26 protein-coding genes are annotated in these 25,770 nt (G+C 65.3%); 7 read left to right on the forward strand and 19 right to left on the reverse strand.

Annotated elements, in window-relative coordinates; genetic code table 11:
* Positions 1 to 9: 9 nt before the first annotated feature.
* A complete protein-coding gene (locus tag HDC29_RS05305; protein ID WP_179495115.1) occupies positions 10 to 897 on the reverse strand; it encodes a helix-turn-helix domain-containing protein in 888 nt (295 codons plus the stop codon).
* Between the two features lie 99 nt (positions 898 to 996).
* The gene (locus tag HDC29_RS05310; RefSeq protein WP_373562760.1) at positions 997 to 2,823 is read right to left on the reverse strand and encodes a DUF885 family protein; all 1,827 of its coding nucleotides are present in this window, start codon (positions 2,821 to 2,823) and stop codon (positions 997 to 999) included.
* Between the two features lie 82 nt (positions 2,824 to 2,905).
* Between HDC29_RS05310 and HDC29_RS05315 the strand changes: the two genes are divergently transcribed.
* The 3 genes from HDC29_RS05315 to HDC29_RS05325 are packed head-to-tail and all read left to right on the forward strand — an operon-like array spanning position 2,906 to position 7,588.
* Positions 2,906 to 3,976: a quinone-dependent dihydroorotate dehydrogenase gene (locus HDC29_RS05315; protein WP_179495116.1), complete on the forward strand. Its 1,071-nt coding sequence runs from the start codon at positions 2,906 to 2,908 to the stop codon at positions 3,974 to 3,976.
* Between the two features lie 41 nt (positions 3,977 to 4,017).
* Complete coding sequence (gene ggt / locus HDC29_RS05320; protein ID WP_179495117.1) at positions 4,018 to 5,709, forward strand: gamma-glutamyltransferase; 1,692 nt, start codon at positions 4,018 to 4,020, stop codon at positions 5,707 to 5,709.
* 49 nt (positions 5,710 to 5,758) lie between these two features.
* Positions 5,759 to 7,588 (forward strand): long-chain fatty acid--CoA ligase, encoded by a 1,830-nt coding sequence (locus HDC29_RS05325; RefSeq protein ID WP_179495118.1) that lies wholly within the window; start codon positions 5,759 to 5,761, stop codon positions 7,586 to 7,588.
* A gap of 78 nt (positions 7,589 to 7,666) precedes the next feature.
* Here the strand turns inward: HDC29_RS05325 and HDC29_RS05330 are convergent, their stop codons facing one another.
* The 8 genes from HDC29_RS05330 to HDC29_RS05365 all read right to left on the reverse strand — a co-directional run bounded on the left by HDC29_RS05330 (position 7,667) and on the right by HDC29_RS05365 (position 11,830).
* Entirely contained in the window at positions 7,667 to 8,113 is a 447-nt protein-coding gene (locus HDC29_RS05330; protein WP_179495119.1) for a hypothetical protein, read from the reverse strand.
* Between the two features lie 67 nt (positions 8,114 to 8,180).
* Complete coding sequence (gloB, locus tag HDC29_RS05335; RefSeq protein ID WP_179495120.1) at positions 8,181 to 8,909, reverse strand: hydroxyacylglutathione hydrolase; 729 nt, start codon at positions 8,907 to 8,909, stop codon at positions 8,181 to 8,183.
* A 117-nt stretch (positions 8,910 to 9,026) separates the two neighbouring features.
* A complete protein-coding gene (locus tag HDC29_RS05340; protein ID WP_179495121.1) occupies positions 9,027 to 9,464 on the reverse strand; it encodes a VOC family protein in 438 nt (145 codons plus the stop codon).
* A 9-nt stretch (positions 9,465 to 9,473) separates the two neighbouring features.
* Complete coding sequence (locus HDC29_RS05345; protein WP_179495122.1) at positions 9,474 to 9,911, reverse strand: thioesterase family protein; 438 nt, start codon at positions 9,909 to 9,911, stop codon at positions 9,474 to 9,476.
* 12 nt (positions 9,912 to 9,923) lie between these two features.
* Positions 9,924 to 10,691 carry an alpha/beta fold hydrolase gene (locus tag HDC29_RS05350; RefSeq protein ID WP_218844366.1) on the reverse strand — a complete coding sequence of 256 codons (768 nt, stop codon included), beginning with the start codon at positions 10,689 to 10,691 and terminating at the stop codon, positions 9,924 to 9,926.
* A complete protein-coding gene (locus HDC29_RS05355) occupies positions 10,688 to 10,951 on the reverse strand; it encodes a DUF6356 family protein (protein WP_179495123.1) in 264 nt (87 codons plus the stop codon). The genes HDC29_RS05350 and HDC29_RS05355 overlap by 4 nt, the downstream gene beginning before the upstream one ends.
* Before the next feature lie 82 nt (positions 10,952 to 11,033).
* Positions 11,034 to 11,411 carry a VOC family protein gene (locus HDC29_RS05360; RefSeq protein WP_179495124.1) on the reverse strand — a complete coding sequence of 126 codons (378 nt, stop codon included), beginning with the start codon at positions 11,409 to 11,411 and terminating at the stop codon, positions 11,034 to 11,036.
* Entirely contained in the window at positions 11,408 to 11,830 is a 423-nt protein-coding gene (locus tag HDC29_RS05365) for a MerC domain-containing protein (protein ID WP_179495125.1), read from the reverse strand. Before HDC29_RS05365 ends, HDC29_RS05360 begins: the two co-directional genes overlap by 4 nt.
* Before the next feature lie 146 nt (positions 11,831 to 11,976).
* On the opposite strand from HDC29_RS05365, the gene thrS reads away from it, so the two are divergent.
* Both thrS and HDC29_RS05375 read left to right on the forward strand, forming a co-directional pair.
* Complete coding sequence (thrS, locus tag HDC29_RS05370) at positions 11,977 to 13,983, forward strand: threonine--tRNA ligase (protein ID WP_179495126.1); 2,007 nt, start codon at positions 11,977 to 11,979, stop codon at positions 13,981 to 13,983.
* Complete coding sequence (locus HDC29_RS05375) at positions 13,980 to 14,741, forward strand: TSUP family transporter (RefSeq protein ID WP_179495127.1); 762 nt, start codon at positions 13,980 to 13,982, stop codon at positions 14,739 to 14,741. Before thrS ends, HDC29_RS05375 begins: the two co-directional genes overlap by 4 nt.
* 97 nt (positions 14,742 to 14,838) lie before the next feature.
* Here the strand turns inward: HDC29_RS05375 and HDC29_RS05380 are convergent, their stop codons facing one another.
* Together HDC29_RS05380 and HDC29_RS05385 are read right to left on the reverse strand one after the other, a co-directional pair.
* Positions 14,839 to 17,340: an ABC transporter permease gene (locus HDC29_RS05380; protein WP_179495128.1), complete on the reverse strand. Its 2,502-nt coding sequence runs from the start codon at positions 17,338 to 17,340 to the stop codon at positions 14,839 to 14,841.
* Positions 17,341 to 18,042 (reverse strand): ABC transporter ATP-binding protein, encoded by a 702-nt coding sequence (locus HDC29_RS05385; protein ID WP_179495130.1) that lies wholly within the window; start codon positions 18,040 to 18,042, stop codon positions 17,341 to 17,343.
* 16 nt (positions 18,043 to 18,058) lie between these two features.
* On the opposite strand from HDC29_RS05385, the gene HDC29_RS05390 reads away from it, so the two are divergent.
* A complete protein-coding gene (locus tag HDC29_RS05390; protein WP_179495132.1) occupies positions 18,059 to 18,772 on the forward strand; it encodes an arylesterase in 714 nt (237 codons plus the stop codon).
* On the opposite strand, the gene HDC29_RS05395 is transcribed toward HDC29_RS05390, so the two are convergent.
* The 4 genes from HDC29_RS05395 to HDC29_RS05410 form a co-directional block, all read right to left on the reverse strand.
* On the reverse strand, positions 18,769 to 19,092 hold the full coding sequence (locus HDC29_RS05395) for a YnfA family protein (protein ID WP_179495134.1): 324 nt from the start codon (positions 19,090 to 19,092) through the stop codon (positions 18,769 to 18,771). The two genes, HDC29_RS05390 and HDC29_RS05395, sit on opposite strands and share 4 nt — an antisense overlap.
* Positions 19,093 to 19,176: 84 nt before the next feature.
* Positions 19,177 to 19,635, reverse strand: a complete 459-nt coding sequence (locus tag HDC29_RS05400) for an outer membrane protein (RefSeq protein WP_179495136.1) — start codon at positions 19,633 to 19,635, stop codon at positions 19,177 to 19,179.
* A gap of 226 nt (positions 19,636 to 19,861) precedes the next feature.
* A complete protein-coding gene (rlmN, locus tag HDC29_RS05405) occupies positions 19,862 to 21,112 on the reverse strand; it encodes a 23S rRNA (adenine(2503)-C(2))-methyltransferase RlmN (protein WP_179495138.1) in 1,251 nt (416 codons plus the stop codon).
* A gap of 143 nt (positions 21,113 to 21,255) precedes the next feature.
* Positions 21,256 to 21,999, reverse strand: a complete 744-nt coding sequence (locus HDC29_RS05410; RefSeq protein WP_179495140.1) for an SDR family oxidoreductase — start codon at positions 21,997 to 21,999, stop codon at positions 21,256 to 21,258.
* Between the two features lie 117 nt (positions 22,000 to 22,116).
* Here HDC29_RS05410 and HDC29_RS05415 point away from each other — a divergent pair, with 117 nt between their 5' ends.
* Positions 22,117 to 22,509 (forward strand): helix-turn-helix domain-containing protein, encoded by a 393-nt coding sequence (locus HDC29_RS05415; protein ID WP_179495142.1) that lies wholly within the window; start codon positions 22,117 to 22,119, stop codon positions 22,507 to 22,509.
* A 15-nt stretch (positions 22,510 to 22,524) separates the two neighbouring features.
* On the opposite strand, the gene HDC29_RS05420 is transcribed toward HDC29_RS05415, so the two are convergent.
* The 3 genes from HDC29_RS05420 to HDC29_RS05430 all read right to left on the reverse strand — a co-directional run bounded on the left by HDC29_RS05420 (position 22,525) and on the right by HDC29_RS05430 (position 25,658).
* Positions 22,525 to 22,959 (reverse strand): PilZ domain-containing protein, encoded by a 435-nt coding sequence (locus HDC29_RS05420; protein ID WP_179495144.1) that lies wholly within the window; start codon positions 22,957 to 22,959, stop codon positions 22,525 to 22,527.
* Between the two features lie 164 nt (positions 22,960 to 23,123).
* The gene (locus HDC29_RS05425; RefSeq protein ID WP_179495146.1) at positions 23,124 to 24,974 is read right to left on the reverse strand and encodes a gamma-glutamyltransferase family protein; all 1,851 of its coding nucleotides are present in this window, start codon (positions 24,972 to 24,974) and stop codon (positions 23,124 to 23,126) included.
* A 162-nt stretch (positions 24,975 to 25,136) separates the two neighbouring features.
* Positions 25,137 to 25,658 (reverse strand): hypothetical protein, encoded by a 522-nt coding sequence (locus HDC29_RS05430; RefSeq protein ID WP_179495148.1) that lies wholly within the window; start codon positions 25,656 to 25,658, stop codon positions 25,137 to 25,139.
* Positions 25,659 to 25,770 lie beyond the last annotated feature (112 nt).

Genomic DNA, 25,770 nt, shown 5'->3' on the forward strand with positions numbered 1-25,770 from the left:
ACGGCCGTCTCAGGTTTCCGAAACGAGCGGGCTGACTTTGCCCGCAAGCTGCTTGCGGCCCTTTGTAGTCGCCTCTGTATAGCTCGTCGGCTTGCCGAGCTGGCCGGGGGTCGCGCCCGCAAAGCGCTTGATCTCGCGGATCAGGTGCGACTGATCGTAGAAGGCATCGCCGAGCTGCGCCGCGTCGAGACCTTCGCCGCGTGCGAGCGCCGACGCCGCGCGCACCGCGCGATATTTGCGCGCGAGCATCCGCGGCGACAGGCCGTAATAGCGCTTGGTCATCCGCTCGACCGAACGGATCGACATGCCGGTCGCCTCGACGAGTTCGGGGACCTGCGGCGACGGCGATTCGGTCAGCCAGCCATCGACGGTGCGGATAAACCACATCGGTGCGGGCTCATTCTGTTTGAGGACTTCGCGCGCGAAGTTATTGCCGATGATCAGCTTTTCCTCGACGCTTGCGGCTTTTTCCAGCGCGGTCGCGACCTCCTCAATCCACGGACCGAACAGGTCGGCGGCGTCCATCGCGCGGTCGGTCAGCTTCTCGGCATCGTCGCCCATCAGCGCCGCCCAGCCTGAGGGCAGCATGCCGAATCCGAACATCTGGGTCGCGCAGTTGCTGATCGCGCGGACGCGGCCGCTGGTCGGCCCGACGATGTTGGCCTTGCACACCGCGGAGCGGTGGCCATCGGCGAAGACATATTCGCCGTCGGCGGCGGTCACGAAACGGAATTGCGGTCGATCGGCGCGCTCATATTCGTCGAAACGCGGCATGTTGATGCGCGCAAAATAGAAACTCGACACCATGTCCGCCAGATCGGGATCGGGCGGAAAATAATGTAGTTCGAACGGCGCGCTGCCGTCCACGCCCAACGGCGAGGTGGAAGTTTGCGACATCAGACCGAGACCCCGACAGCCTTTCCCCGGCTGCCTTCTTATCTGGGGTAAATCATTTGCGTTTCATACCCGCGCGTCAAGCGCCAATCGTCAATTTGCTTAACCCTTCTGCGCGGCGATCCAGTTATCGACCCGCCTTTCGAGGATGTCGAGCGGAACCGGACCCGATTCGAGCACGACGTCGTGGAAGGCACGAAAATCGAATTTTTCGCCGAGGGCAGCCTGCGCGCGGCCGCGCAATTCCATGATCTTGAGCTTGCCGATCAGATAGGCGGTCGCCTGTCCCGGATAGACGATATAGCGTTCGATCGCTTTTTCGATGTCGCCGTCGGGATTGGGGGTGTTGTCCTTCAGATACTGGATCGCCTGCTCGCGGCTCCAGCGCTTGTCGTGGATGCCCGTGTCGACGACGAGCCGGCACGCGCGCCACAATTCCATGCCGAGACGACCGAAATCGCTGTAGGGATCGGTGTAGAATCCCATGTCCTTGGCGAGTTCCTCGGTATAAAGGCCCCAACCCTCGGTGTAGGCGGTGAAGCCGCCGAAGCGGCGGAAGGGCGGCAGGCCGGTCAGTTCGGTCTGCACCGCGCGCTGGAGGTGATGGCCCGGGATGCCCTCATGATAGGCGAGCGCCTCGAGCTCGGTCTTCGACATGTCGCGAAGGTCATAGAGGTTCACATAATAGGTTCCCGGTCGCGACCCGTCGGGCGAGGGCGACTGATAGAAAGCCTTGCCTGCCGACTTTTCGCGGAACGCCTCGACCGCCTTCACCTGCAGGTGCGCCTTGGGCAGCGTGTTGAAGAAGGCGGGCAGGCGCGCCTCCATCGCCTTCACCTTGGCATCGACGTCGGCGAGATAGGCTTCGCGCGTCGTGTAGAAATATTGCGGGCTGGTGCGCAGGTGCACGAAAAATTGCTGTAGCGTGCCCTTGAAGCCGACCTTCGCCATGATCGTCTTCATCTCGCCATGAATGCGCGCGACTTCGGCGAGGCCGAGATCGTGGATTTGCGCCGCTGTCATGTCGGTGGTCGTGTAATTGGCGAGCAGCGCCTCATAATAGGCCTTGCCGTCGGGCAGCCGCCAGACGCCGTCCGCGGTCGGCGCACCGGGTTGCTGGCGTTTCATTTCGGCAAGCAGGCGGGTGTAGGCGGGGCCGGCGCTCGTCGACCACGCCGATTTGGCGGCACCGACCAGCCGGGCCTTTTCGGCGGCCGCGATGTCGAGCTTTTCGACCTTGGCGGTGATATCCTCGATCAGCGCGTTGTCCGGCTTCAGCAGATTCTCGATGTCCGAGATGACATAGGCATAGACCCATTTGGGGGGCTGGATGCCCAGCTTCGCGCGTTCGGCCGACTGCGCGGTCAGCGCGTCGATCACCGGGCCGATGCCGCGGATGCGTTCGACATAGGCTTCGGCCTCGCCGACGTTCGATACGCGGTGGATGTTGATCAGGAACGCCGGCATCTGGCTTTGCGCGCCGCGCATCTGGTTGAACAGATAATTATGGTGGCGATAGGCGAACAGGCTCTCCTCGCGCGCGGCCTGCGCGTTGAACAGCTCGAACGACAGCGCATCGTCGGACGACAGGCTGGCTGGGTCGTAGCTGCCACGCATCGCGGCGGCGGTCGCCTGCTGCAGCTTGTGCCGCGCGACCTCTGCCTCGTCGCTCACCTCGTCCCATTTGCCGTAATCGCCGTCGCGGATTCCGCGATACGCCTTGGTCTCTGGCGAAAGCGACAGCTGCGCCTCGTCATATTTCTGGAAAAAATCGGCGAGCGGGGCGCCGGCGGGCGTTCCGGGAGGGGGCGGCGCGGCAGGCGCCGAGGCGGTCGCCGGCGCCTGATCGATCGCGGCGGGGGCGCAGCCCGCCACGGCGAGCAGCAGCAGGCCGGTGGACATATTGGCGGCAAGGCGAAGGTGCGACACGATTTTCTCCCGGTTTTTTCAAGCATTCATGCTGGCCCGAGGGGGGCTTGCCATAGCGCCCCGCTCGGCGCAATGGCGGGCCATGTCGCTCTTCGCCTCGCTTACCGACGCCGCCTATGCGCTCGTCCGCCCGATCGTCCACGCCACCGACGGCGAAGCCGCGCACAATCTGACGCTTGGCGCGCTCCAGCCATTGCCGCGCGCGCGGCACGCGCTGACGAGCGCGGTGCTCGCGACCCAATTCGCGGGGCTCCGGTTTCCCAACCCCGTCGGCCTCGCGCCCGGCTTCGACAAGGACGCCCGCGTCGCGCATGCGATGCCGCATTTCGGGTTCGGCTTTGTCGAGGTCGGCACGCTGACCCCGCTGCAGCAGGACGGCAACCCGCGCCCGCGGCTGTTCCGGCTGGTCGAGGACCGGGCGGTGATCAACCGCATGGGGTTCAACAATGGCGGGCAGGCGGCGGCAGCCGAGCGAATCCGCTGCCTGCGCCGCCACGGCCTGCCGGTGCCGCTCGGCATCAACATCGGCGCGAACAAGGACAGCGCCGACCGCATCGCGGACTATGCGAAGGGCGCGGCGGCGATGGCGCCGCTCGCCGACTATCTGACGGTCAATATCTCGTCGCCGAATACGCCGGGCCTCCGGGCGCTCCAGGACAAGGGCGCGCTCGAGGCGCTGCTCGACGGCGTCGCGGCCGCGCAGCCGCCGGGAGCGGCAAAGCCCGTGTTCCTGAAGGTGGCGCCCGATCTCGAACCCGCGGACATCGACGACATCGTAGCCGTCGCCTTCGACAAGGGGCTGGCCGCGGTCATCGTCTCGAACACCACGATCGAACGCCCTGTGCTCGCCTCGCGCCATGCGGGGGAAGCCGGCGGCCTGTCGGGCGCTCCGCTTGCCGGGCTGGCGCTTCGGCGCGTCAAGGATTTCCACGCTGCGAGCGGGGGCAAGCTGCCGCTCGTCGCCGCGGGAGGGATTGCATCGGCGGACGACGCGTGGGGGCGCATTCGCGCCGGCGCCGGGCTGGTCCAGATCTATTCGGCGATGGTCTATGAAGGCCCGGGTCTCGCGGCGCGGATCGCGCATGGCCTTGAAAAGCTCGCCGCGCGCGACGGTTTCGCGCGTGTAGCCGACGCGGTGGGCACCGCACACTGACGGGGTTGCGTTGGCCCGAGGGCCACGCCAATGTCGCGGCCATGTTGAAAAGATTCCTCCCGCTTGCCGCGCTCGTCACCTTCATCCTCCCGTCGCTCGCCGCCGCGCAGGGCGTAACCTCGTCGGCCGACCCGCGCGCGACCGAGGCGGGGCGCGAAATTTTGCACCAAGGCGGCACCGCAGCCGACGCTGCCGTCGCCATGGTCGCGGTGCTGACGCTGGTCGAACCGCAGTCGAGCGGCATCGGCGGCGGCGGCTTCATGTTGCACCACAATGCACAGGACGGCAGCATCTCGACGATCGACGGTCGCGAAATGGCGCCGGCGGCGGCAAAGCCCGGACGCTTCCTCGGTCCCGACGGGACGCCGCGGGGCTATATGGACGTCATTCCCGGCGGGCTGTCGGTGGGAGTCCCCGGCAATATGCGCCTGATGGAAATGGCGCACAGGAAATGGGGCAAGCTCGAATGGAAGGCGCTGTTCCAGCCCGCGATCAAGCTTGCCGAGGAGGGCTTTCTCGTCACCCCCGCGCTGAACAATTGGCTCGTCCAGTTCGAGCCGATGTGGAAGGATTTTCCCGACGCGCGCGCAATCTATTATGTCGACGGCAAGCCCGCGCCGGTCGGTACGCGGCTCAAGAACCCCGCCTATGCCGCGATCCTGCGCGACATTGCGGCGCGCGGCCCCGAGGCCTTTTACTCGGGCGCGAATGCAAAGGCGATCGCCGATGCGGTGGCAAAGGCCCCGCGCAACGCGACGCAGCTTACGGCGAAGGATCTCGCCGCCTATACGGCGAAGGAACGTCCCGCCGTCTGCACCAGCTATCGCGTCTACAAGGTCTGCGGCATGGGACCGCCCTCGTCGGGCGCGACCACCGTTTTCGGCATCCTCGGTCTGGTCGAGGGTTGGGACATGAAGGCGATGGGCAAGGACAATCCTATGAGCTGGCATCTGCTCGCTGAAGCGATGCAGCTCAGCTATGCCGATCGTGCCGCCTATCTCGGCGATGCCGATTTCGTCGACGTTCCGGTTAAGGGCTTGCTCGACAAGGCGTATCTTGACCAGCGCCGCCAGCTCATCTCGCCTTACGGCGCCGCGGGCCGCTACGAGCCCGGAACCCCGCCGGGCGCGAAGCCGCGCGCCGCTGCGCCGGCGATTCCCGAACAGGGCACGACGCATTTCGTCACCGTCGATGCCGCTGGCAATGTCGTATCGATGACCTCGACCGTCGAAAGCATTTTCGGTAGCCAGCTCATCGCCAACGGCTATTTTCTCAACAACGAACTCACCGATTTCGACCTTGCGCCGATGAAGGACGGTGTGCCGACGGCGAACCGCGTGGAGGCTGGCAAACGCCCGCTCTCTTCGATGTCTCCGACGATCGTTTACGGTCCCGACGGCAAGGTCGTGCTTGCGGTCGGATCGGCGGGCGGCAAGCGCATCATCATGCACGTCACCAAGGTGCTAATCGGCGTGCTCGACTGGGGACTTGATGCGAAGTCGGCGATGGAACTGCCCAATCTCTTCTTCGGAAAGGATGGCGTGCTGATCGAAAACAATGCAGCAGGGCAGGCGATCGCCGCGAAGATGAAACCGTTCGGTTACAGCTTCACCGCCACCGGACTCGGCTCCAAACTCAACGCGGTCGAACGCACCGCGGCGGGCTATCGGGGCGCCGCAGATCCGCGCGGCCCCGGCAGCTCGTCGATCGACGGCGCGCCGGCACAGAATTAATCCAACGAAAACAGAACAGAAGCAATGAATCTCCCTGGAGAGAGGCAGAATGAAGCTTGAAAACCCCCATCTCGACCATTTTCCGAGTCTGGTCGCGATGTTCTTCGACCGCGCGGGGCGCGGCGGCGAAGATCCCTTCCTGTGGCGCAAGGCCGACCGCGCGTGGCAGCCGCTGAGCTGGCGGCAGGTCGCGAACCAGGTCGCCGCGCTCGCACACAATCTGCGCGAACTCGGCCTCAAGGAGGGCGACCGGGTGGTGCTGGTCAGCGAGAACCGGCCCGAATGGTGCATCGCCGACCTCGGCATCATGGCCGCCGGCTGCATCACGGTACCGACCTACACGACCAACACCGAACGCGATCACCAGCATATCCTCGACAACAGCGGAGCAAAAGCGGTGATCGTCTCGACCGCGAAGCTCGCGCGGACGCTGATGCCGGCGGTGATGCGTTCCGAGGCGCATATCGTCATCACGATGGAAGGCCTGCGTGTCGGCCAGCAGGGCGAGGTCACGGTCCACGACTGGGCGCCACTTGTAGAGGGCGGCGAGACCTGGATCGAGGAGACCAAGGCGCGCGGGCTCGGCGTCAAGCGCGAGGATACCGCCTGCCTCATCTACACCAGCGGCACCGGCGGCGCGCCGCGCGGGGTGATGCAGCATCACGGCGCGATCCTCCATAATGCGGCGGGCGCGGCGGAGGTGCTCGTCAACGATTTCGGTATCGGCGACGAAGAGGTTTTCCTCTCCTTCCTGCCGCTGAGCCACGCCTATGAACATTCGGGCGGCCAGTTCCTGCCGATCATGGTCGGCGCGCAAATCTATTACAGCGAGGGGCTCGAGAAGCTCGTCTCGAACATCGAGGAGACGCGTCCGACGATCATGGTCGTCGTGCCGCGCCTGTTCGAGGTGATCCGCGCGCGGATGATCAAATCGGTCGAGAAACAGGGCAAGCTCGCCAACTGGATGCTGAACCAGGCGCTGCGCGTCGGCGAAAAGGATTATGAGCGCCGCATGGGCGTGCTCGACCGTCCGGTCGACCTCATCCTCGACAAATTATTCCGTCCCAAGATCCAAAAGCGCTTTGGCGGCCGGATGAAGGCGCTGGTGTCGGGCGGCGCGCCGCTCAATCCCGAAATCGGCGTCTTCTTCCACTCGATCGGGCTGACGCTCTTGCAGGGCTATGGCCAGACCGAGGCGGGGCCGGTGATCAGCTGCAACCGCCCGAGCGCGGGGATCAAGATGGACACCGTGGGCCCGCCGCTGATGAACACCGAAGTCCGGATCGCCGACGACGGCGAGATCTGCGTTCGCGGCGAACTCGTCATGAAGGGCTATTGGCGCAACCACGCCGAGACCGAGCGCGTGCTCATCCCCGATCCGGCCGCCCCCGAAGCGGGGCCGTGGCTCCACACCGGCGACATCGGGCATATCGACGGGCAAGGCCGTATCGTCATCACCGACCGCAAGAAGGATCTGATCGTCAACGACAAGGGCGACAATGTCTCGCCGCAGCGGGTGGAGGGCATGTTGACGCTCCAGCCCGAAATCCTGCAGGCGATGGTTTACGGCGACAAGCGCCCGCATCTGGTCGGCATTCTCGTCCCCGATCCCGAATGGGCGGCCGAATGGGCCGAGGTCGAGGGGCTGCCCAAGGATATGAAGTTGCTGCGCGAGCATGAGAAGTTCCGCGCCGCGCTGCGCGCCGCGATCGACCGCGTCAACGGCCAGCTCTCGGTGATCGAAAAGGTGCGCAAGTTCGACTTCGCCGACGAAGCGTTCACGATCGAGAACGAGCAGATGACGCCGTCGATGAAGATCCGGCGCCACATTTTGAAGCAGGTTTATGCGGACAAGATCGCAGCCCTCTATAGGGCGTGATCTTGGCAGGTGCAGGCGGGGGTGCGACCCGAAGAGCTCGGCGCAAACCGGACCCCGCCTGCGGCTGAACGCAAGGGCTCAGCCTTTGTCCCCCTCCGGTTTGCGATAGGGGACGAATTCGCCGAAAACGCAGGTCGGGCCGCGAATGCCGCTCGACCGGTCGACCAGATGAAAGAAATCGCCTTCACAGGTCGACGACCCGAACTGGCGCACCACCATGATGTCGCTGTCGCGCGCGAGGCCGGGGCAGCTGCTTTTCAGGTCGTTGCGATACACGAGATTGCCGCCCGAACGATAGAGCAGGATGCTGTCGGACACGCGGATCGTCTCGTTGGTGCGATAGCTCGGCAGGCATTTCATCGGTTCGCCCGGAACCTTGCCGGCAAGCTGCTTGTCAAGCCGCTCGGCCTGTTTGGGCGTAAGCGCCGCCGTGCCGGCTTCGGCGGAGCCAGCGGGCGCGCAACTGGCGACCAGCGGCACGGCCGCGGTCAACAGCGCGGCAGCCATCAGGTTCAGCTTCGCCATGAAAATGCTCCTTGTGATCGGCCACTATGGCCGTTGCAGATGAATAGGCGCTGAAGCGGCGACGGCATCAGGCGGCATCCTTGAGCGCGCGAATACGGCCAAGCTCGCCCGCGTTCGGCGCGCGGAAAAAGGGGTTGGTCGCGCGTTCGGCGCCTATGCTCGTCGGGACGGTGGGCTCGCCCACCGCCCGCGCGGCTTCGACCGCGGCAAGCCGCGCCGCCAGCGCCTCATTGTCCGGCTCGACCGTTACCGCGAAGCGCGCGTTCGACAGCGTATATTCGTGCGCGCAGTAGACTCGGGTGGCATCGTCGAGCGTGCCGAGCTTCTGCATGTTGGCGAACATCTGTTCGGCGGTGCCTTCGAACAATCGCCCGCAACCCATCGCAAACATCGTGTCGCCGACGAAGATCGCGGTCTCTTCGGCGAAGTGATAGGCGATATGTCCCGCGGTGTGCGCGGGCACGTCCCAGACGTCGGCGACATGCTCGCCCAGCCGCACCTGGTCGCCGCCCTTCACCTGCACATCGAGCGTCGGGATACGCGCATATTCCGCCGCGGGGCCGGTAATCGTGCAGCCGGTCGCCTCCTTGATCGCGGCGTTGCCGCCAGTGTGATCGGGGTGCCAGTGGGTGTTCCAGATATCGGTGATCGTCCAGCCGCGCTCCGCCGCCGCAGAAAGGACGGGCTCGGCGACGGCAGGATCGACGACCATCGTGGCCTTGCTGGCGGGATCATGGACCAGCCAGACATAATTGTCGCTAAGGACGGGAATACGGACGATATCCAGCGCAGCCACCTTGTCTCCTTTCCAGCTCTCGCATCCACAAGACGGAGCGGATGCCAGCGGACCTTGGTGTGCCACTCTGCCACAGCCCCCGCGGAAAGTCTCGCTTTCGCGCGGGGCGCTGCGCTTTTACCAGCTGCCGGTGTTCGGCATCGAAGCCCAGGGTTCCTGCGGGGGCAGATGGCCTTCCTGCAACAGCTCGACCGAAATGCCGTCGGGCGAGCGCACGAACGCCATATGACCGTCGCGCGGCGGGCGGTTGATCGTCACTCCCGCGTCCATCAGTCGCTGGCACGTCGCGTAAATATCGTCGACGCGGTAGGCGAGATGCCCGAAATTGCGTCCGCCCGTATATTCCTCGGCCGGCGAGCCGTCGGCGGGGGGCCAATTGTATGTCAGCTCGACTTCGGCGACATTGCCTTGGCCGGGGGCGGCGAGGAAGATCAGCGTATAGCGACCCTTCTCGTCGTCGAAACGGCGCGTTTCCTCCAGCCCGATCAGCTTGAAGAAGCGGGTGGTAGCGTCGGGATCCGACACGCGGATCATCGTATGAAGATATTTGGTCATGTCGCCATATTAGGCGCGAAGGGGCCGCTCTTCAAACGCTTCGAACAGGAATAGGAATTCGTCCGGCACCGGCGCGGGCGCGCCCTGCGCTTCGGCGACATGGACGTTGATCAGCTGCCCGCTCGCACGCAGGTCGTCTTTCCCCGCGCCGTGCAGTTCGAACAGGAAGGTCATCGAGCTTTTGCCGACGCGCGAGGCGCGCACGCAGATGTCGATCTCTTCGTCGAGCAGGATCGGAACCTTGTAATCGACCTCGGCGCGCGCGACGTGGAATTCGGGGCTGCTGTGGCCGGGCCAGCGATCATAAACGCCGGCAGCGCGCCAATATTCGGTGATCCCGATGTCGAAATATTCGAGGTAGCGGCTGTTGAACACGACGCGCTGCGCGTCGATCTCGGCATAGCGGACGCGCTTGGTGACGTGGAACCGGAAATCGCTGCGGGCCATGGAAGTCCTCTTCTAGATTTGCGTGGCGAGCCGCGCGACCGTGTCGATCAGCAGCGCGATGTCGCCATCGCGCGACAAACGGTGATCGCCGCCCTTGACCAGCGCCACCTGCACATCCGTGCTCGCGAGCGCCGCCGACAGGCGCAGGCTGATGTCGGGCGGCACGTCGCCGTCTTCCTGCCCGTGGAGCAGGCGGACGGGGCAGGTGAGGGGAATTTCGGTGTCGAGAAGGCGGTTGGCCTCGCCCGACTGCCAAAAACTGCGCGTCGTCACATAGGGTTGGTCGCTGTAGGGCGTTTCCTCGGCCAGCGCGCCTTCGGCCTGGATGATCGCTTTTTCGGCGTCGGTGAAGCCCCAGTCGGTGAAATCGGGCGCCGCCGCGATTCCGACGAGGCCCGCCACCCGGCCCGGCCCGTCGCGCTGCATCAGCGCCAGCGCGGTAAGCAGCATCAGCCAGCCCCCCATCGACGATCCGACGAGGACGATCGGCCCATCGGCCTTCGCGTCGATCAGGTCGAGCACGTCGCCGCGCCAGTCGAGCAAGGTCTGATCGGCGAACAGCCCATCCGACAGCCCGCATCCGGCATAATCGAGCAGCAGGCAGGCGTGGCCCTCGCTTGCCGCCCAGTCGAACAATGCGGTCGCCTTGCCGCCCGCCATATCGGACATATAGCCGGGCAGGAAAACGATCGTCGGCCCAGCGCCCGGCGTACGGCGATAGGCGAGCCGCGGGCGGCCGGGGCGGTCGAGATAGTCGGGAGCGCCGTCCACCGCGATCAGATGACCCAGTCGATCGTGCTCATCTGCATCACCGCCTGCCCCTTGGCGCGCCGCTTTTCGACCATGATGTGATTAAGCCGCTGGATCGTGTCGCTGCCCGTGGTGATACACCAGCCCGGAACGACCGCATGTACGAGCGCGCACAGGCCGCCCCAGATCATCGTCACGCCGAATTTCGACGCGACACCGAAATGCTCGATGTAATTTTCATCGACGCTCTTCGGATGGTCGACGAACAGGCGCTTGAACGACTTGAGCATGAGGGGACGGCTCCTTTCCGGCTGCCGCCGCCCTAGCGGGAGAGGGGCAGGGGGGCAAGCTGATCGAGTTCACGCCTGTGTCTCAAGTGACCAGCGCGCTCGGCCAGCCAATGCGGACCAGCGTCTCGTCTGGGTCCGACAGCGCGAATTCGTAAATGCCCCACGGCTTGTGCGTCGGCGCTTTCTCGGGCCCGAGAATCGCATCGCGCATGTGCTCGGCCAGTTCGTCGACGCGGTTGGTATAGAGATAGAGGCCGAACGGGTTATGGTCGCGCTCGGGCCACGTCGGTCGGGATTCATTGGTCAGGTGAAGCCGCCAGCCCTTGCCATCTTCGAGCAGGCGGTAACTGCCATAGTCGCTGACGACCGACAGGCCGAGCTTTTCGTAAAAGGCGGTGCTCGCATCAAGATCGCTGCAAGGCAGGATCGCGGCGATATGGTGGGCGGGTGTATCGGTCATCGCCGCAGTCTATGCCCGCCGCCGCTGTGACGCCAGCGCCAGTTGACAAGATGCGCGGCGGCGAGTGTCAGCGCGCCAGCGGAGGTCAGAAGGCGGTCGGCGGCCTCGGGATCGGCGGCCGCGATCCATCCCTCATGCGCCGACAGGCCGAGCGCGAGCAGACCCAGCCCCGTTGCGGCGAGGATCGCGGGCGACAAGCGCCGATGCCGCTGCCACCCGTCGCGCATCGCGATCCCCGCCGCGGGCAGCGCCAGCAGCAGAATCGCCGCATGGACGCCTTCGGGCAGCGCGATCCAGCGGCTGAGCGCGGGGGCGATGAGGATGGCGAGCGGCAATGCGAGGCAATGGATCAGGCAGGTCAACGACAGGAATATCCCCGTCAGGTCGGCAAGGCGCGGGCGCTCGGCGGGGAGGCACATGAAGATTCTTTCGCGGGAGGGGCTCGTGATGCCAGATAATGATACATTGTATCATTTCAAGTCCTGTTGTGAATCCGCCCCTTGCCGCCCATATCGCATGCTGGCAAAGGGGCGCGGCAATTTTGCCCTGAAAGGCTGTATTTTCGATGTCCGAGATGATCCGTGTCACCCTTCCCGATGGCTCTGCCCGTGAAGTCGTGCGCGGCACTACCGCGGCCGAAATCGCGGCCGACATCGGACCCGGCCTCGCCAAGGCCGCGCTCGCGGCAAAGATCGACGGCGAGCTTCGCGACATCATGCGCCCGCTGGAGGAAGACACCAACCTGGCGCTGGTGACGAGCCGCGACGAGGCCGATGCGCTCGAACTCGTGCGCCACGATTATGCCCATGTGCTGGCGGAGGCGGTGCAGAATCTGTTTCCCGGCACGCAGATCACCTTCGGCCCGTCGACGGGCGACGGCTTTTATTACGACTTCGCGCCGACCGCCGAACATGGCCCGTTCCGCGACGACGAGTTGCCGCTGATCGAGGAGGAGATGCGCAAGATCATCGCCGCCGACCTGCCGCTGACGCGCGAAGTGTGGGAGCGCGACAAGCTGATCGCCAAATGGCAGGCCGATGGCGAGACCTTCAAGGCCGAATGGGCCGCCGAATTGCCTGAAGGCGAGGAACTCACCGTCTATCGCAGCGGTGAAGGCTGGATGGACATGTGCCGCGGCCCGCACCTCGCCTCGACGGGCAAGCTCGACCCCGCTGCGTTCAAGCTGACGCGCGTCTCGGGCGCCTATTGGCGCGGCGATCAGAAGAATGCGCAGCTCAGCCGCATCTATGGCACCGGCTGGCTCAACAAGAAGCAGCTCGCCGAACATCTCGTCCGGCTCGAAGAAGCCGCGAAACGTGACCATCGCAAGATTGGCCGCGAGATGGACCTGTTTCACCTGCAGGAAGAGGCGCATGGCAGCGTCTTCTGGCACCCCAAGGGCTATCGCATCTACCGCGAGCTTGAAGCCTATATGCGCCGCGCGATCGACGGCTCGGGCTATCAGGAGGTCAAGACCCCGCAGGTGATGGACGCCAAACAGTGGGAACAGTCGGGCCATTGGGGCAAATATCGCGAAAATATGTTCGTCATCCCCGACGAGGTGCCGAACATCGAAGACGAAGGCCCGCTGGTGTCGGACGACGCCGAGTGGATGGCGCTCAAGCCGATGAACTGCCCCGCGCACGTCCTGATCTTCCGCCAGGGCATGAAGTCGTACCGCGACCTGCCGCTGCGCATGGCCGAAATGGGCTGCTGCCACCGCAACGAGCCGCACGGCGCGCTGCACGGCATCATGCGCGTGCGCCAGTTCACGCAGGACGACGGCCATATCTTCTGCCGCGAGGACCAGATCGTCGAGGAAGTGCGCAGCTTCTGCGAACTGCTCGACCGCGTCTACAAACAGCTCGGGTTCGAGAAATATGCGGTGAAGCTCGCGCTGCGCCCTGACATGCGCTTCGGCACCGAAGAGATGTGGGACAAGGCCGAGGCCGAGCTGCGCGAGGCCGTCGAACGCGCGGGCATGGCGAATGACGATTATGGCTGGGAAGAACTGCCGGGCGAGGGTGCCTTTTATGCTCCCAAGCTCGAATTCCACCTGACCGACGCGATCGGGCGGACGTGGCAGTGCGGGACGATCCAGTCCGACCGCGTAATGCCCGAACGGCTCGACGCAAGCTATATCGGCGAAGATGGCGAGCGCCACCGCCCGGTGATGCTCCACCGCGCGATCCTCGGCACCTACGAACGTTTCATCGGCATCCTGATCGAGCATTTCGCCGGCCGCTTCCCGACCTGGCTCGCGCCGGTGCAGGCGGTCGTCGCGACGATCGTTTCGGACGCCGACGATTACGCCAAGGACGCGGTGGCACAGCTCGCCGCGGCGGGTATTCGCGCCGAAATCGACGTTCGCAACGAAAAGATCAACTACAAGGTCCGCGAACACAGCCTCGCGAAGGTTCCGTACCTACTCGTGGTTGGCAATCGCGAGGCAGAGGAAGGTACGGTCGCGATCCGCACCCTCGGGCAGGACGGCCAGCGCATCATGCCGCTCGCCGAAGCGATCGCGATGCTGAAGGGTGAGGCGACCCCGCCGGATCTCCGCGCCGGGTGACGAGCCTTTCTCAGCTGGTCAGCATCGCACCGCTGACGCTCGCCGGCGCGGCGGCGATGACGTTTGGCGCGGCCTATGTGCGCGGGCTGACGGGCTTCGGCATGGCGATCATCCTCGTGCCTTTGCTCGGGCTGATCATCGCGCCGGGCGAGGCGGTGGTGCTCGGCATCCTGCTGCAATTGCTGATCGGTCCGGTGGGTTTGAAAGTCATCATGGCCGATGCCGACCGTAGCACCGCGATCCCGATCGCGCTGCTCGCGATGCTCGCAACGCCCGTCGGCATGTTCGCGCTCGACGCGACGACGCCCGATGTCGCGCGGCTGCTGATCACGCTGATCGCGGTCGGCGCCTTTGTTGCCGTCCTGCTGCCGAAACAGCCCGAGGGGCACCGGCCGGGGCGTATCGCGATCGCGGGGACGGGGATCGCCTCGGGCATCCTCACCGGCTTCGCCGCGATGCCGGGGCCGCCCGTCGTGCCATTCTACCTTCGCCGTCATCTTGAGCCGAAAGTCGCACGCGCCTCGATGATGCTGATCTTCTTCGCGACCGCTATCGCGGGCACGCTCGCCGCGCTCTGGGTCGGCATCGCGACCTGGCGGCTCTTCATCTTGGCACTGGTCCTCTTCCTGCCGATGTGGCTCGGCAACCGGATCGGCGGGCGCCATTTCGGCAGCGTGCCGCCGCATGTCTGGCAGGCGATGGTCGCGGTCGTGCTCGGCGTCGCTGCGGTTTCGGCGGTGGTGCGGATTCTGAACTGACCTGCCCCTCCCGTTCGCATCGAGCGAAGTCGAGATGCCTTTCGACCTTGCTCTGCCGCGAGGGGCGTCTCGACTGCGCTCGACACGAACGGATGGATTACAAGCTGCGCAGCGCCTGCGCGGGTTTCGCCGAGAGCAAAGGCCAGCTGCCCGCAATCCCGATCAGGAAAGACAGCCCCGCGCCGCCAAGCAAGGTCAGCCCGACGATCAGCGGGTCGGGGGCGAAGTCGAAGTCGAACAATTGCGTCACCACATACCAGGCGCCCGCAAGGCCAAGCCCCAGCGCCAGCACCGCCAATATCGCCGCGAGTACCGCATATTCCATGCCCTGCGCACCCAATATCTGGCCCCTCGTGGCGCCGAGCAGTTTCAGGATCACGCTGTCGTAAACGCGCCGCTCGCGGCTCGCCGCAATCGCACCGATCAGCACCGCGATCCCCGCGAGGATCGCGATGCTCGCCGCCGCGGCGATTGCCTGGCTCATCTGCGTCAGCAGGGTCGTGACCTGCGACACGACATCGCGCACCGCGATCAGCGACGCTGACGGGAAGGCACGCGGTATGCTGCGCGACAGGGCGGTTTCGGCCTCGGGGCCGACCGCCACCGTCGCGACCATATTATGCGGCGCCGCATCAAAGGTGCCGGGCGAAAAGACGAGCACATAGTTGAGCCCGAAATTGTCCCAGTTGACGGTGCGGAACGATGCGACCTTCGCCTGCACCTCGACCCCCAGCACATTGACCGACAGCGTGTCGCCCAGCTTCAGCCCGAGAGATGTGGCAACCTCCTGCTCGACACTGACCAAGGGCGGTCCCTTGTAATCGGCCGCCCACCATTGGCCGCCGACCAGCTCGCTGCCGTTGGGCAACACGGGGCTATAGGTTAGCCCCCGATCGCCGCGCAGCACCCACGCGCCCTCGGGCAATTCGGCGAGTTCGTCGACGCGCTGGCCGGCAAATTCGGTGACGCTGCCGCGCAGCGCCGGGATCATGTTGACCTCGGCCTTGGCGTCGGCCCCCTTCACCATCGTCTGAAAGCGCGCGGTCTCGGCGCGCGGGACGTCGAGCACGAAGAAGCTCGGCGCACGCTGCGGCACCGTCGAGCGGATTTCGGCAGTGATGCTCGTCTGGATCGCCGCCAGCGTCACGAACAAGGTCAGCCCGAGCCCGAGCGCGACGACGAGCGCCCCGGTTGCGGCGCCGGGGCGGTGCAGGTTTGCAAGCGCGAGGCGGAACAGCGGGCGTTTCGGTCGCGGCAGGCGGCTCGCGGTGCGGCGCACCAGCCAGCCGAGCCCGACGAGGATGAGGAGAAGACCGACCGCCGCCCCGATGAAACTCAAGGCGAACAAAGGTTCGCGCGCAGTGCCGACCGCCAGCGCGATGATCGCGGCCAGCGCCGCCGCGACCGCGACGACCGTCCGCCGGTCGATCCGCGCCGCGCCGCTGACCGTCGCGCGGTAAAGCCCGGCGGCGGGAACGTGCCGCGTCGCCGCGAGCGGGGGCAGGGCAAAGGCGATGGCGATGAGCAGGCCATAGGCGGCGCTGACGGCGAGCGGCAGCGGATAGATGGCGATACCGGGTTTGACCGGTAGCACATCGCCAGCGATCCAGCCGATGGCCGCGGGCGCGAGCGCGCCGACGATCAGGCCAGCGACGATGGACACCGCCGCGACCGCGAGAATCTGCAAACCATAGATACGCGCCACCGTGCCGCTGTCGGCGCCGAGCACTTTCAGCGTCGCGAGGCCGGGGCGCTTGCCCGCAAGATAGCTCGCGACGCCGTTGCCGACGCCGATCCCGGCGATCACCAACGCGGCCAGCCCGACGAGCGACAGGAACTGCCCCATGCGCTCGATGAAGCGCCGCGTGCCCGGAGCGCCGTTGCTGCTGTCGGTGATGTCCCAGCCCGCGTCGGGGAATTCGGCGGTCAGCGCCTTGCCGACCGCTTCTGGGTTCGCGCTGTCGGGCAGGCGGAGGCGATATTTGCTCTCGTAGAGGCTACCGGGCTGGATCAACTGCGTCGCGGGCAGGTCGGAAAGGCCGATGATCGCGACGGGGCCGAGCGTGAAGCCTTCGCCCAGCCGGTCGGGCTCCTCGGCGATGACGCCGTCGATCAGGAAACTCGTCTCGCCGAACTTCACGCGTTCGCCGACCTTGAGGTCGAGCCGCGAGACGAGATCCTTGCCGATCCAGATGTTGCCCGGCGGCGGCGGTCCTTTGCGCGCGCCGCTTTCCAGCCGCATTGTGCCATAGAGCGGGTAGGCGCCGTCGACCGCCTTCAATTCGGACAGCAAAGCCTCGCCATCTGGATCGTTCGCCATCGCGCGCAGCCGCACGGTGGCCGACGGCGTGCCGACACGGCGGAATCCCGCCATCTCCTCTGCCGTCGCCTCGCGCTGCGGCAGGCTGAATTCGACATCGCCGCCGAGGATCGTCTGCCCGCGCACTTCCAGCTCGGACGTGATACCGCGCGTCAGGCTGCCGATCGCCGCGAGCGTCGCGACGCCGAGGAACAGGCAGACGGCGAGGAGGCGGAGCCCCCGGATGCGCGCCGCAAGGTCGCGCCGAGCGATCCGCCAGAGCGTGGCGAGGGGCAACACCTAGGCCGCCCGCTCTTCGATTTTCCCGTCGTGCATCACGACCACGCGGTCGCAATGCTCGGCGAGTTCGGGGTCGTGCGTGATGATGAGCAAGGTCGCGCCCAATGCGGCACGGCGCGCGAAGATCAGTTCGATGATCGCCTGACCGGTTGCGGTGTCGAGGTTGCCCGTCGGCTCGTCGGCAAAGATGATCGCGGGCGAGCTCGCCATCGCACGCGCGATCGCGACGCGCTGCTGCTCGCCGCCCGACAATTGCGCGGGATAATGCGTCAGGCGGTGCCCGAGGCCGACGGCTTCAAGCTCGGCCGCGGCGCGTCCGAAGGGATCGGCAATCCCGGCCAACTCCAGCGGCACTGCGACATTCTCGAGCGCGGTCATCGTCGGCAGCAGATGGAAGGCTTGCAGCACAATGCCTATCCGCCCGCGCCTTGCGCGTGCGAGGTCATCCTCGTCCATCGTCGCAAAATCGAGCCCCGCGACATGGATGCTGCCGCCATTGGCGCGTTCGAGCCCGGCCAGCACCGCCATCAGCGAACTTTTGCCCGATCCCGACGGGCCGAGCAGCGCGACCGAGGCGCCTGCGGGAACATCGAGATCGACGCCGCGCAAAATTTCGACAGGGGCCTTGTCGCTTCCAAGTGTGAGCGTCACATTATGGGCGGCGATCGCCAGGTCTGGCGAAGGTCGAGGCGCGTCGGTCAAGAAGGGACCCTTTGAAATGAGAACGGCCGGATGGCGCTCTTTGTTGATATATGGTTGCGCGATTGCGCTTTGCCAACCGCTCGCCGCATGCGGATCGGCGGAAAACCCGTCGGCTTCGACCAATGACAAGGTTGCGGCAAAAGCGGCGCCCGCTATCCCCGCCAACGCGCCGCTGGTCATCGCCTTTGGTGACTCGCTATACGCGGGCTACCAGCTTGGTCCAAAGGAAGGCCTTGCGCCGCAATTGCAGGCCGCGCTCGCCGACGATGGCGTCGTCGCGCGTGTCCAGAATGCCGGCGTTTCGGGCGACACGACCGCTGCCGGGCGCCAGCGCCTGACCTATGTGCTCGACAATGCGAAGGCGAAGCCCGCGCTCGTCGTGCTCGGGCTCGGCGGCAACGACATGCTGCGCGGGATCGGTCCCGACCAGACGCGCGCCAATCTCGACGCGATGCTCGCCGAGCTTCAGAAGCGCAAGATTCCGGTCCTGCTCACCGGCATGATGGCGGCGCCGAACCTCGGCAGCGACTATGCAAACAAGTTCAACCCGATCTATCCCGAACTTGCATCGAAATATGAGGCGAGCTTCTATCCTTTCATTCTCGACAATGTCGTCACCGATAAATCGCTGATGCTGGGCGACAATCTCCACCCGAATGCCAAGGGGGTGAAGGTCGTGGCCGAGGGGCTCGCGCCGCTCGTCGAACAGGCGCTGCCGAACGCGGGCTAGGTGCCGCGCGGGCCGAACAATATGATCGCCGCGCCGCCAAGGCAGACCGCGGCGCCGATCAAATCCCAGCGGTCGGGCTTCGCGCCTTCGACCGCCCACAGCCACACCAGCGCCGAAACGATATAGACCCCGCCATAAGCGGCATAGGTGCGTCCCGCATGCTCGGCATCGACGAGTGTGAGAAGATACGCGAACAGCGCCAGCGACGCCGTGCCGGGCACAATCCACCACACCGGCTTGTCCAGCCGCAGCCACGCCCAGAAGGCGAAGCAGCCCGCGATTTCGGCGAGCGCCGCGCCGATATAAGCCAATGCCGTCATCGCCGCACCGTGGCGGGATCGCGGGCAAAAGAAAAGGGGCGACCCGCGGGCCGCCCCTCCTTTGTCATTCGCTGTTCCGAAGGATCAGAAAGCGAAACCGATGCCGGCGACGAAGGTGTCGAAGTCACCGAAATTGTCGATGAACTGGTGACGATATTCGCCCTTGGCATAGACGTTCTGGGTCAGCTTGTGCTGGTAGCCGGCACCGACGTACGGATCGTCGACGTCGCCGAAGGTGTAGCCGCCGGTGGCGTAGAGCTTGCCGTTGGCACCGATCTTGGCGCCAACGCGGCCGCCGGCCGAGAACTGGACGTTCGCGCCATCGACGAGCACCTTGTCGCCCGCGATTTCGGCACCGACGAAGGTCGAGCTGCCGAGGTCGAAGTCATAACCGGCGGCGAGGCCGGCCGTGCCTTCGTCCTGGCCATTGCCGGTGATCAGGCCGCCGCGAACTTCCACGCGGCCTTCGCCGGCGGGGGCCGCAAGGGCGGGGGTGGCAACGACAGCGGAGAGGAGAGCGGCTGCAACTGCGAATTTTTTCATTTTTCGTTCCTTCAATCAAATCAGGCCTACGCCCTTTGGGTCGCGGCCCGGCCCCTAAATGGGGTTCGCGGCTGTCGCTGCAATGAACGGATCGTTCAGAATATGACAATTTTCTTACCTGTGTTATTTTTACCACACGGTATAGAATAGCTATGCAGGATCGCGCCCTGAAAAGGACGGATTTCTGAGGGTATTTTGCAGTGATAATAACGCGCAGCTTGCGCGATCAGCCGAGCGCGGCCTGCTTTTCCTCGGCAATACGGTCGAGTTCGGCGCGCGTGGGCTTGGTCGCGGCGCTCTTCAATTGCCCGCACGCCGCCATGATGTCGCGCCCGCGCGGGGTACGCACCGGCGCCGAAATTCCGGCCTTGAAGATCAGGTTGCTGAACGCGCGCACTCGCTCGGGGCTCGAGCATTCATAGGGTGCGCCGGGCCAGGGGTTGAAGGGGATCAGATTGACCTTTGCCGGCAGATCATAGTGTTTGATCAGCCGGACGAGTTCGCGCGCATCCGCGTCGCTGTCATTCTTGTCCTTCAGCATCACATATTCGAACGTGATGCGCCGTGCATTGTTCGCGCCCGGATAGTCGGCGCACGCCTGCAGCAGTTCCTCGATGCCATATTTGCGGTTGAGTGGCACGATTTCGTCGCGCACTTCCTTGCTCACCGCGTGGAGCGAAACGGCCAGGTTGACGCCGATCTCTTCGCCCGCGCGCGCCATCATCGGCACCACGCCGCTGGTCGATAGCGTGATGCGCCGCTTCGACAGCGCGAGCCCGTCGCCGTCCATCACAATCTTTAGCGCGCCCTTGACCTCGTCGAAATTATAGAGCGGCTCGCCCATACCCATCATCACGATGTTGGTGAGCATGCGGCCGTCGGCGGTGTAATGGCCGACTGCGTCATCGTCGGCGTCCACATCTTCGGGGTCGGCGCCAAACCCCGCCATCGTGCCTTTGGGCCATTCGCCGAGCGCGTCGCGCGCCAGCAGGACCTGCCCGACGATTTCGCCCGCGCCGAGGTTGCGCACGAGGCGCATCGTGCCGGTGTGGCAGAAGCGGCAATTGAGCGTGCAGCCGACCTGGCTCGATACACAGAGCGTTCCCCGATCGGCATCGGGGATGAAGACCATCTCATATTCCTGGCCGTCGGCGGCCGCGAGCAGCCATTTGCGCGTGCCGTCGCTCGACACCTGCGCCTCGCGCACCGTCGGGCGCCCGATGATGAAGCGGTCGGTGAGCCAGGGGCGCATCGTCTTGGCAATGTCGGTCATCGCCTCGAAATCGGTGACGCCGCGGTGATAGATCCAATGCCAGATTTGCTTTGCGCGCAGCTTGGCCGCCTTGGCATCGAGTCCGGCCTCGACCAGCTCAGCGCGGATGGCATCGCGCGTCAGCCCGACGAGGTCGATGCGGTTGCCGCCGCGCAGCGGGACAGTGCCCGTCGTGACGGGATCGATATGGCCGGGAATCTGCATGATGCGCGGCCATATAGTGGGGAAGGGGGAAAAGCGCAATTCTCACGCTTGTCATTGCGAGGAGCGTAGCGAGGCAATCCAGCGCGGCGCAAGGCTGCTCTGGATTGCTTCGCTACGCTCGCAGTGACGATATGAAGGCGGAGTTATAGATTCTTCAGCATCGCCAGCACCTGCGGCACGCTGCCGTTCGCCTCGGCATTGCGCAGCGGCAGCACGTTCTGGACGAGGATTTCCTCGGGCGTCGGTTCGATCGCAAACATCGCCATCACCTCGTCGGCGAAATCGTCGAGCGGCATATAGCCCTCGCGCGTCGACTGGCCGGGGGTCAGGTCGGTGCGCACCGCGGGCGGCGCCAACTCGATCACCTCGACCTTGCCCGCGAGCTGGATCCGCAGCGCGACCGAATAGCTGTGCATCGCGGCCTTGGTCGCCGAATAGGTCGGCGCTTTGGGAAAGGGCACGAAGGCGAGCCCCGACGTCACATTGACGATCGCGCTGTCCGCTTGCGCCGCCAGATGATCGACGAGTGCGTCGGTCAGCCGGATCGGCCCGAGGATGTTGGTCACGACTGTCGCTTCAGCCTCTGTCAGATCGCGCTTCGCGCTCGCGTCTTCGGCGCTCATGATGCCGGCATTGTTGACCAGCACATTGAGGCCGGGATGTTTGGCGACGATCTCCTTCGCGAAGGCGGCGATCGCATCGGCGTCGGTGACGTCGAGCGAGACTGCCGCCATATTCGGCCGTCCTGCGATCGCAGCGTCGAGTTTCGCGGTGTTGCGCCCGGTGATGATGACATTGTTGCCGGCGTCGTGCCAGCGCCGCGCGAGTGCGAGCCCGATGCCCGAGCCGCCGCCGGTGACAAGGATGGTGTTGCCCGTCGTCTTCATGGTCTTTCGTCCTTTGCAGAGGGGGAAGGACTGTCTAGATATCCCTACACTCTCCAAAAGAAAGAAGGCACCCGAAAGTGCCATAGTTACCAGAAAGAGAGTTTTGGATTTTCCGCTATGCCTATGCCCGAAAAAATTTCATATGATCCGCACGCGCCGATCGACCCGCGCGTCGAAACGCTCGTCAACGAGCTCATCGGCCGAGTCGCCGACAAATGGACTCTACTCGTTCTCGAAGAGCTGGAGGATCGTGGAACCTGCCGCTTCACCGAATTGTCGCGGCTCGTTCCGGGGATCAGCCAGAAGATGCTGACCCAGACCTTGCGCGCGATGGAACGCGATGGCCTGCTGGTCCGGACGGTCCATCCGGTCGTTCCGCCGAAGGTCGAATATTGCCTGACCGATCTGGGGCATAGTCTGGGCGAGGCTTTTTGCGGGGTCTGGATCTGGGCAGAGACCAATCTCGAACGGATCGAAAAGGCCCGGTCGGCCTTTGATTCGCGCGGGTGAAGGAAGGGCGGCGCTCTACCCCTTGCGCCCGAACTGTCCCGGCACGCCGGTTGCACGGGTGAGCCCGGGGCGCCAGGTGTCGACGCGTGGTGGCGGCACGATCTGGAAATCGGCCCTGCTGTCGGCGGCGACGATCGTATCGTTATGCGCGGCGCGCAGGCGCATGGTCTGGATTTCGCGGTCGGTCTGAAGGCCGAAACGCGTTCCGGCAACCCAGCGTACCGTGCCCATCATCGGTTCGTGGCCGGGCAGGAACAGCGTCATCCGCTCGCCGATCTGCAATATATGAGGGCCCTGTCCACCAACTCCGGTCAGCGAGACATTGCGAAGGGTGACATCGAACCGGCCCAGCCTCTGACAGGCGAGCGCCGCCTTGACCAGACGCGACTGCCGCGGCTGGCGCTTTTCATCGGGGGCCGGTGAGGCAGGGGAAGCCTCGGGATTCGACATGCGCGACTCAAATATCTGCCGCCCGATTCCCACCTCGGACGGTTATCTTATTGGTCCCAAGCACCAGTCCTAAACAGGGAAGGTAAATTTTCGTATATCGTGTTTGATAATTACGCGGAATATTTGGCCGGCGGGAACGAGCGCCGCCCGTCGCCCGCTTGGGTTCAATAGGCCAGCGCACACCCGTCGGCGCGCATCTCGCTCGCCGCCGCATATACGCGCGTGTCGCCGTCCGTGCGATGCTCGACGCACTGATAGCGTCCAAAGCCCCCGTCGGACTCGCCCAATGTCCACCCGATATCGGCGAGCTTGCGGCGGCTTGCGTCGGGAACGCCGTTTTCGAGTCGCAGCAAGCCGGCCGCGCCGAGACCGGGCGAATCCTCGCCCATCGATTCGGACGACCCTTCATGATGCCAGCGCGGCGAGTCGCCAGCGGCCTGGATCTCGAGCCCGTAATCGACGCGATTGATGACGATCTGCGCCTGTCCTTGCGGCTGCATGTCGCCGCCCATCACCCCGAAGCTCATCCACGGCACATCCCCGCGCGCCGCAAAGCCCGGAATGATCGTCTGGAACGGCCGCTTGCCGGGCGCATAGATGTTCGGATGCCCATCCTGCAGACTGAACAGTTGCCCACGATCCTGGAACATGAAGCCCAGCCCGTCGGCAACGAGACCCGACCCCATGCCGCGGAAGTTCGACTGGATCATCGACACCATCATCCCGTCCTTGTCGGCGCAGCTGAAATAGGTGGTGTCGCCGCGGCTCGGCGCTTGTCCCGGATGCACGGGGGTGAGCAGGCGGTCGGGGCGGATCAGCTTCGCGCGTTCGGCGGCATAATCCTTCGAAATCAGCCATTCCACCGGCACGTTGGCAAAGTGCGGATCGGCATAATATCGCGCGCGGTCCTCATAGGCGAGGCGTTTCGCCTCGGCCTGCAAATGGATCGACAGCGCCGACTGAAAGCCGGCGCCTTTCAGGTCGAACTGCTCGAGGATGTTGAGCATCTGCAGGGTCGCGATGCCCTGCGTGTTGGCGCCGAGCGCATAGACGTCGGTGCCGCGATAGCCGGTCTTGTGCGGCTCGATCCATTCGGATCGATGCGCGGCGAGATCCTCGTAGCGTAACCAGCCGCCGATCCGCTTGAAATAGGCGTCGATCGTCCGCGCGATTTCGCCTTCGTAAAAGGCGTCGCGCCCGCCCTCGGCAATCAGGCGGAAGGTGCGTGCGAGGTCGGGATTGCGGAAGACCTGCCCCGCCGCGGGGCCCTTGCCGTCGCCGAGCCCATAGGTGCGCAGCGCATTGTCGACCTCTTCGATCCCGCGACCCGGCTGGCGGAAGCCCGCGAGGCTGCGGCGGATATAATAAGCGATCATGTCGGGCACCGGCGCACCCGCTTCGGCATGCGCGATGACGGGCTCGAACAAATCCTTCCACGGCAGCTTGCCGTAACGCTGGTGCATCGTCCACCAGCCGTCGACCGTGCCCGGAACCGACACGCTGATCGCGCCATAGGCGGGCAGCGTGCCGCCCTTGGCGCGCGACCGCACCGTCGCGAGGTCGAGCCCGCGCGGGCTCTTGCCCGATCCGGCGAGGCCCGCGAGCTTCTTCGCCTTGGGGTCCCAGATCATCGCATAGACGTCGCCGCCGATGCCGTTCGCGGTGGGTTCGAGCAGCCCGAGGCACGCGTTGATCGCGATCGCCGCATCGACCGCCGACCCGCCGCGTTTCAATATGTCGATCCCCGCCTGTGTCGCGAGCGGGTGTGCGGTGCCCGCCGCGCCGCTGAGACCATAAGCGGCCGTGCGCGATGCGAAGCTCGCACCGACCGGGCGGTCACCGCTTTGGACGTCGGGTCGCAGGAACCGGTCGGCGCCCGCTTCCCAGACCGGCGGCGTCGAAGCGTTCGTCTTGGGCGCGGCGGGCGCTGGCTTGGGTTTCGTGCCCTCTGCGAAGCTTGCGGTCGGCAACAGCGCGGCGGCCGGAACGGCGGCAAGGAGTGTACGGCGGCGCATGGGCTCAGATCCCTTTGACAAAAAAAGCCTACTTTTGCGGGATGTGCGCGCGATGGCAAGGTCGGATTCGATATCCGTCGATGGCGACAGGGCGATCCCGCGCCAACAAAAAGCCCGCCCGTGCCGGGGCACAGGCGGGCCGATTGTCAACTTGCCGGGATGTTAGCGCAGGCCCGAGAAGCGAATGTCGTGAATGCGGCCATAGCGGATGTCGCAGGTGAACTTGCCCTTGTCATACGACCCGCCGCGACCCCAGCGGCCCCGCCAGCCGTCATTGACGACCACGCGGCCCTTGACGCGATAGCCGTCGCGCTTGCGGTCGATGTCCGTCACCTGGGTGACGTCGGTGCGGCCATAGCGGCGGCTGCCGCGCTCGACGGCGTTGACGCACTGACCGACCGCGCTGCGGCTGTTGCCATAACGGTTATAGTCATAGCCATAGCCGTAGCGCGGGTCGTTATATCGGCCGCGATAACGGTCGTCGTAGCGGTCATAGCGGTCGTTGTTGCTCGACAAGATCGCCGCGAGGCCGCCGAGCACGACGGCGCCGGCGATGATTTCGCCTGCGCTGATGCCGTCGCGATCATAACGGTCGCGCGCGGCGGCGGGGGCGGCGCTCATCAGCATCGCGCCGGCGGTGGCCGCACCAACTGCGGCCCTGGTAAGGTTCGTCTTGATAGCCATGGTTCGGTCTCCTCAAACAAGCGCAGGCGGCGTGTCGCGGCCTGTTGAGGATGGTTTACCGATTCGGCGGTGACGCGGCCCTGAACTGGGTGCTTATCTGGCGTTCAGCCTG

The sequence above is a fragment of the Sphingopyxis sp. JAI108 genome (assembly GCF_013410105.1).
Lineage (GTDB): Bacteria > Pseudomonadota > Alphaproteobacteria > Sphingomonadales > Sphingomonadaceae > Sphingopyxis > Sphingopyxis chilensis.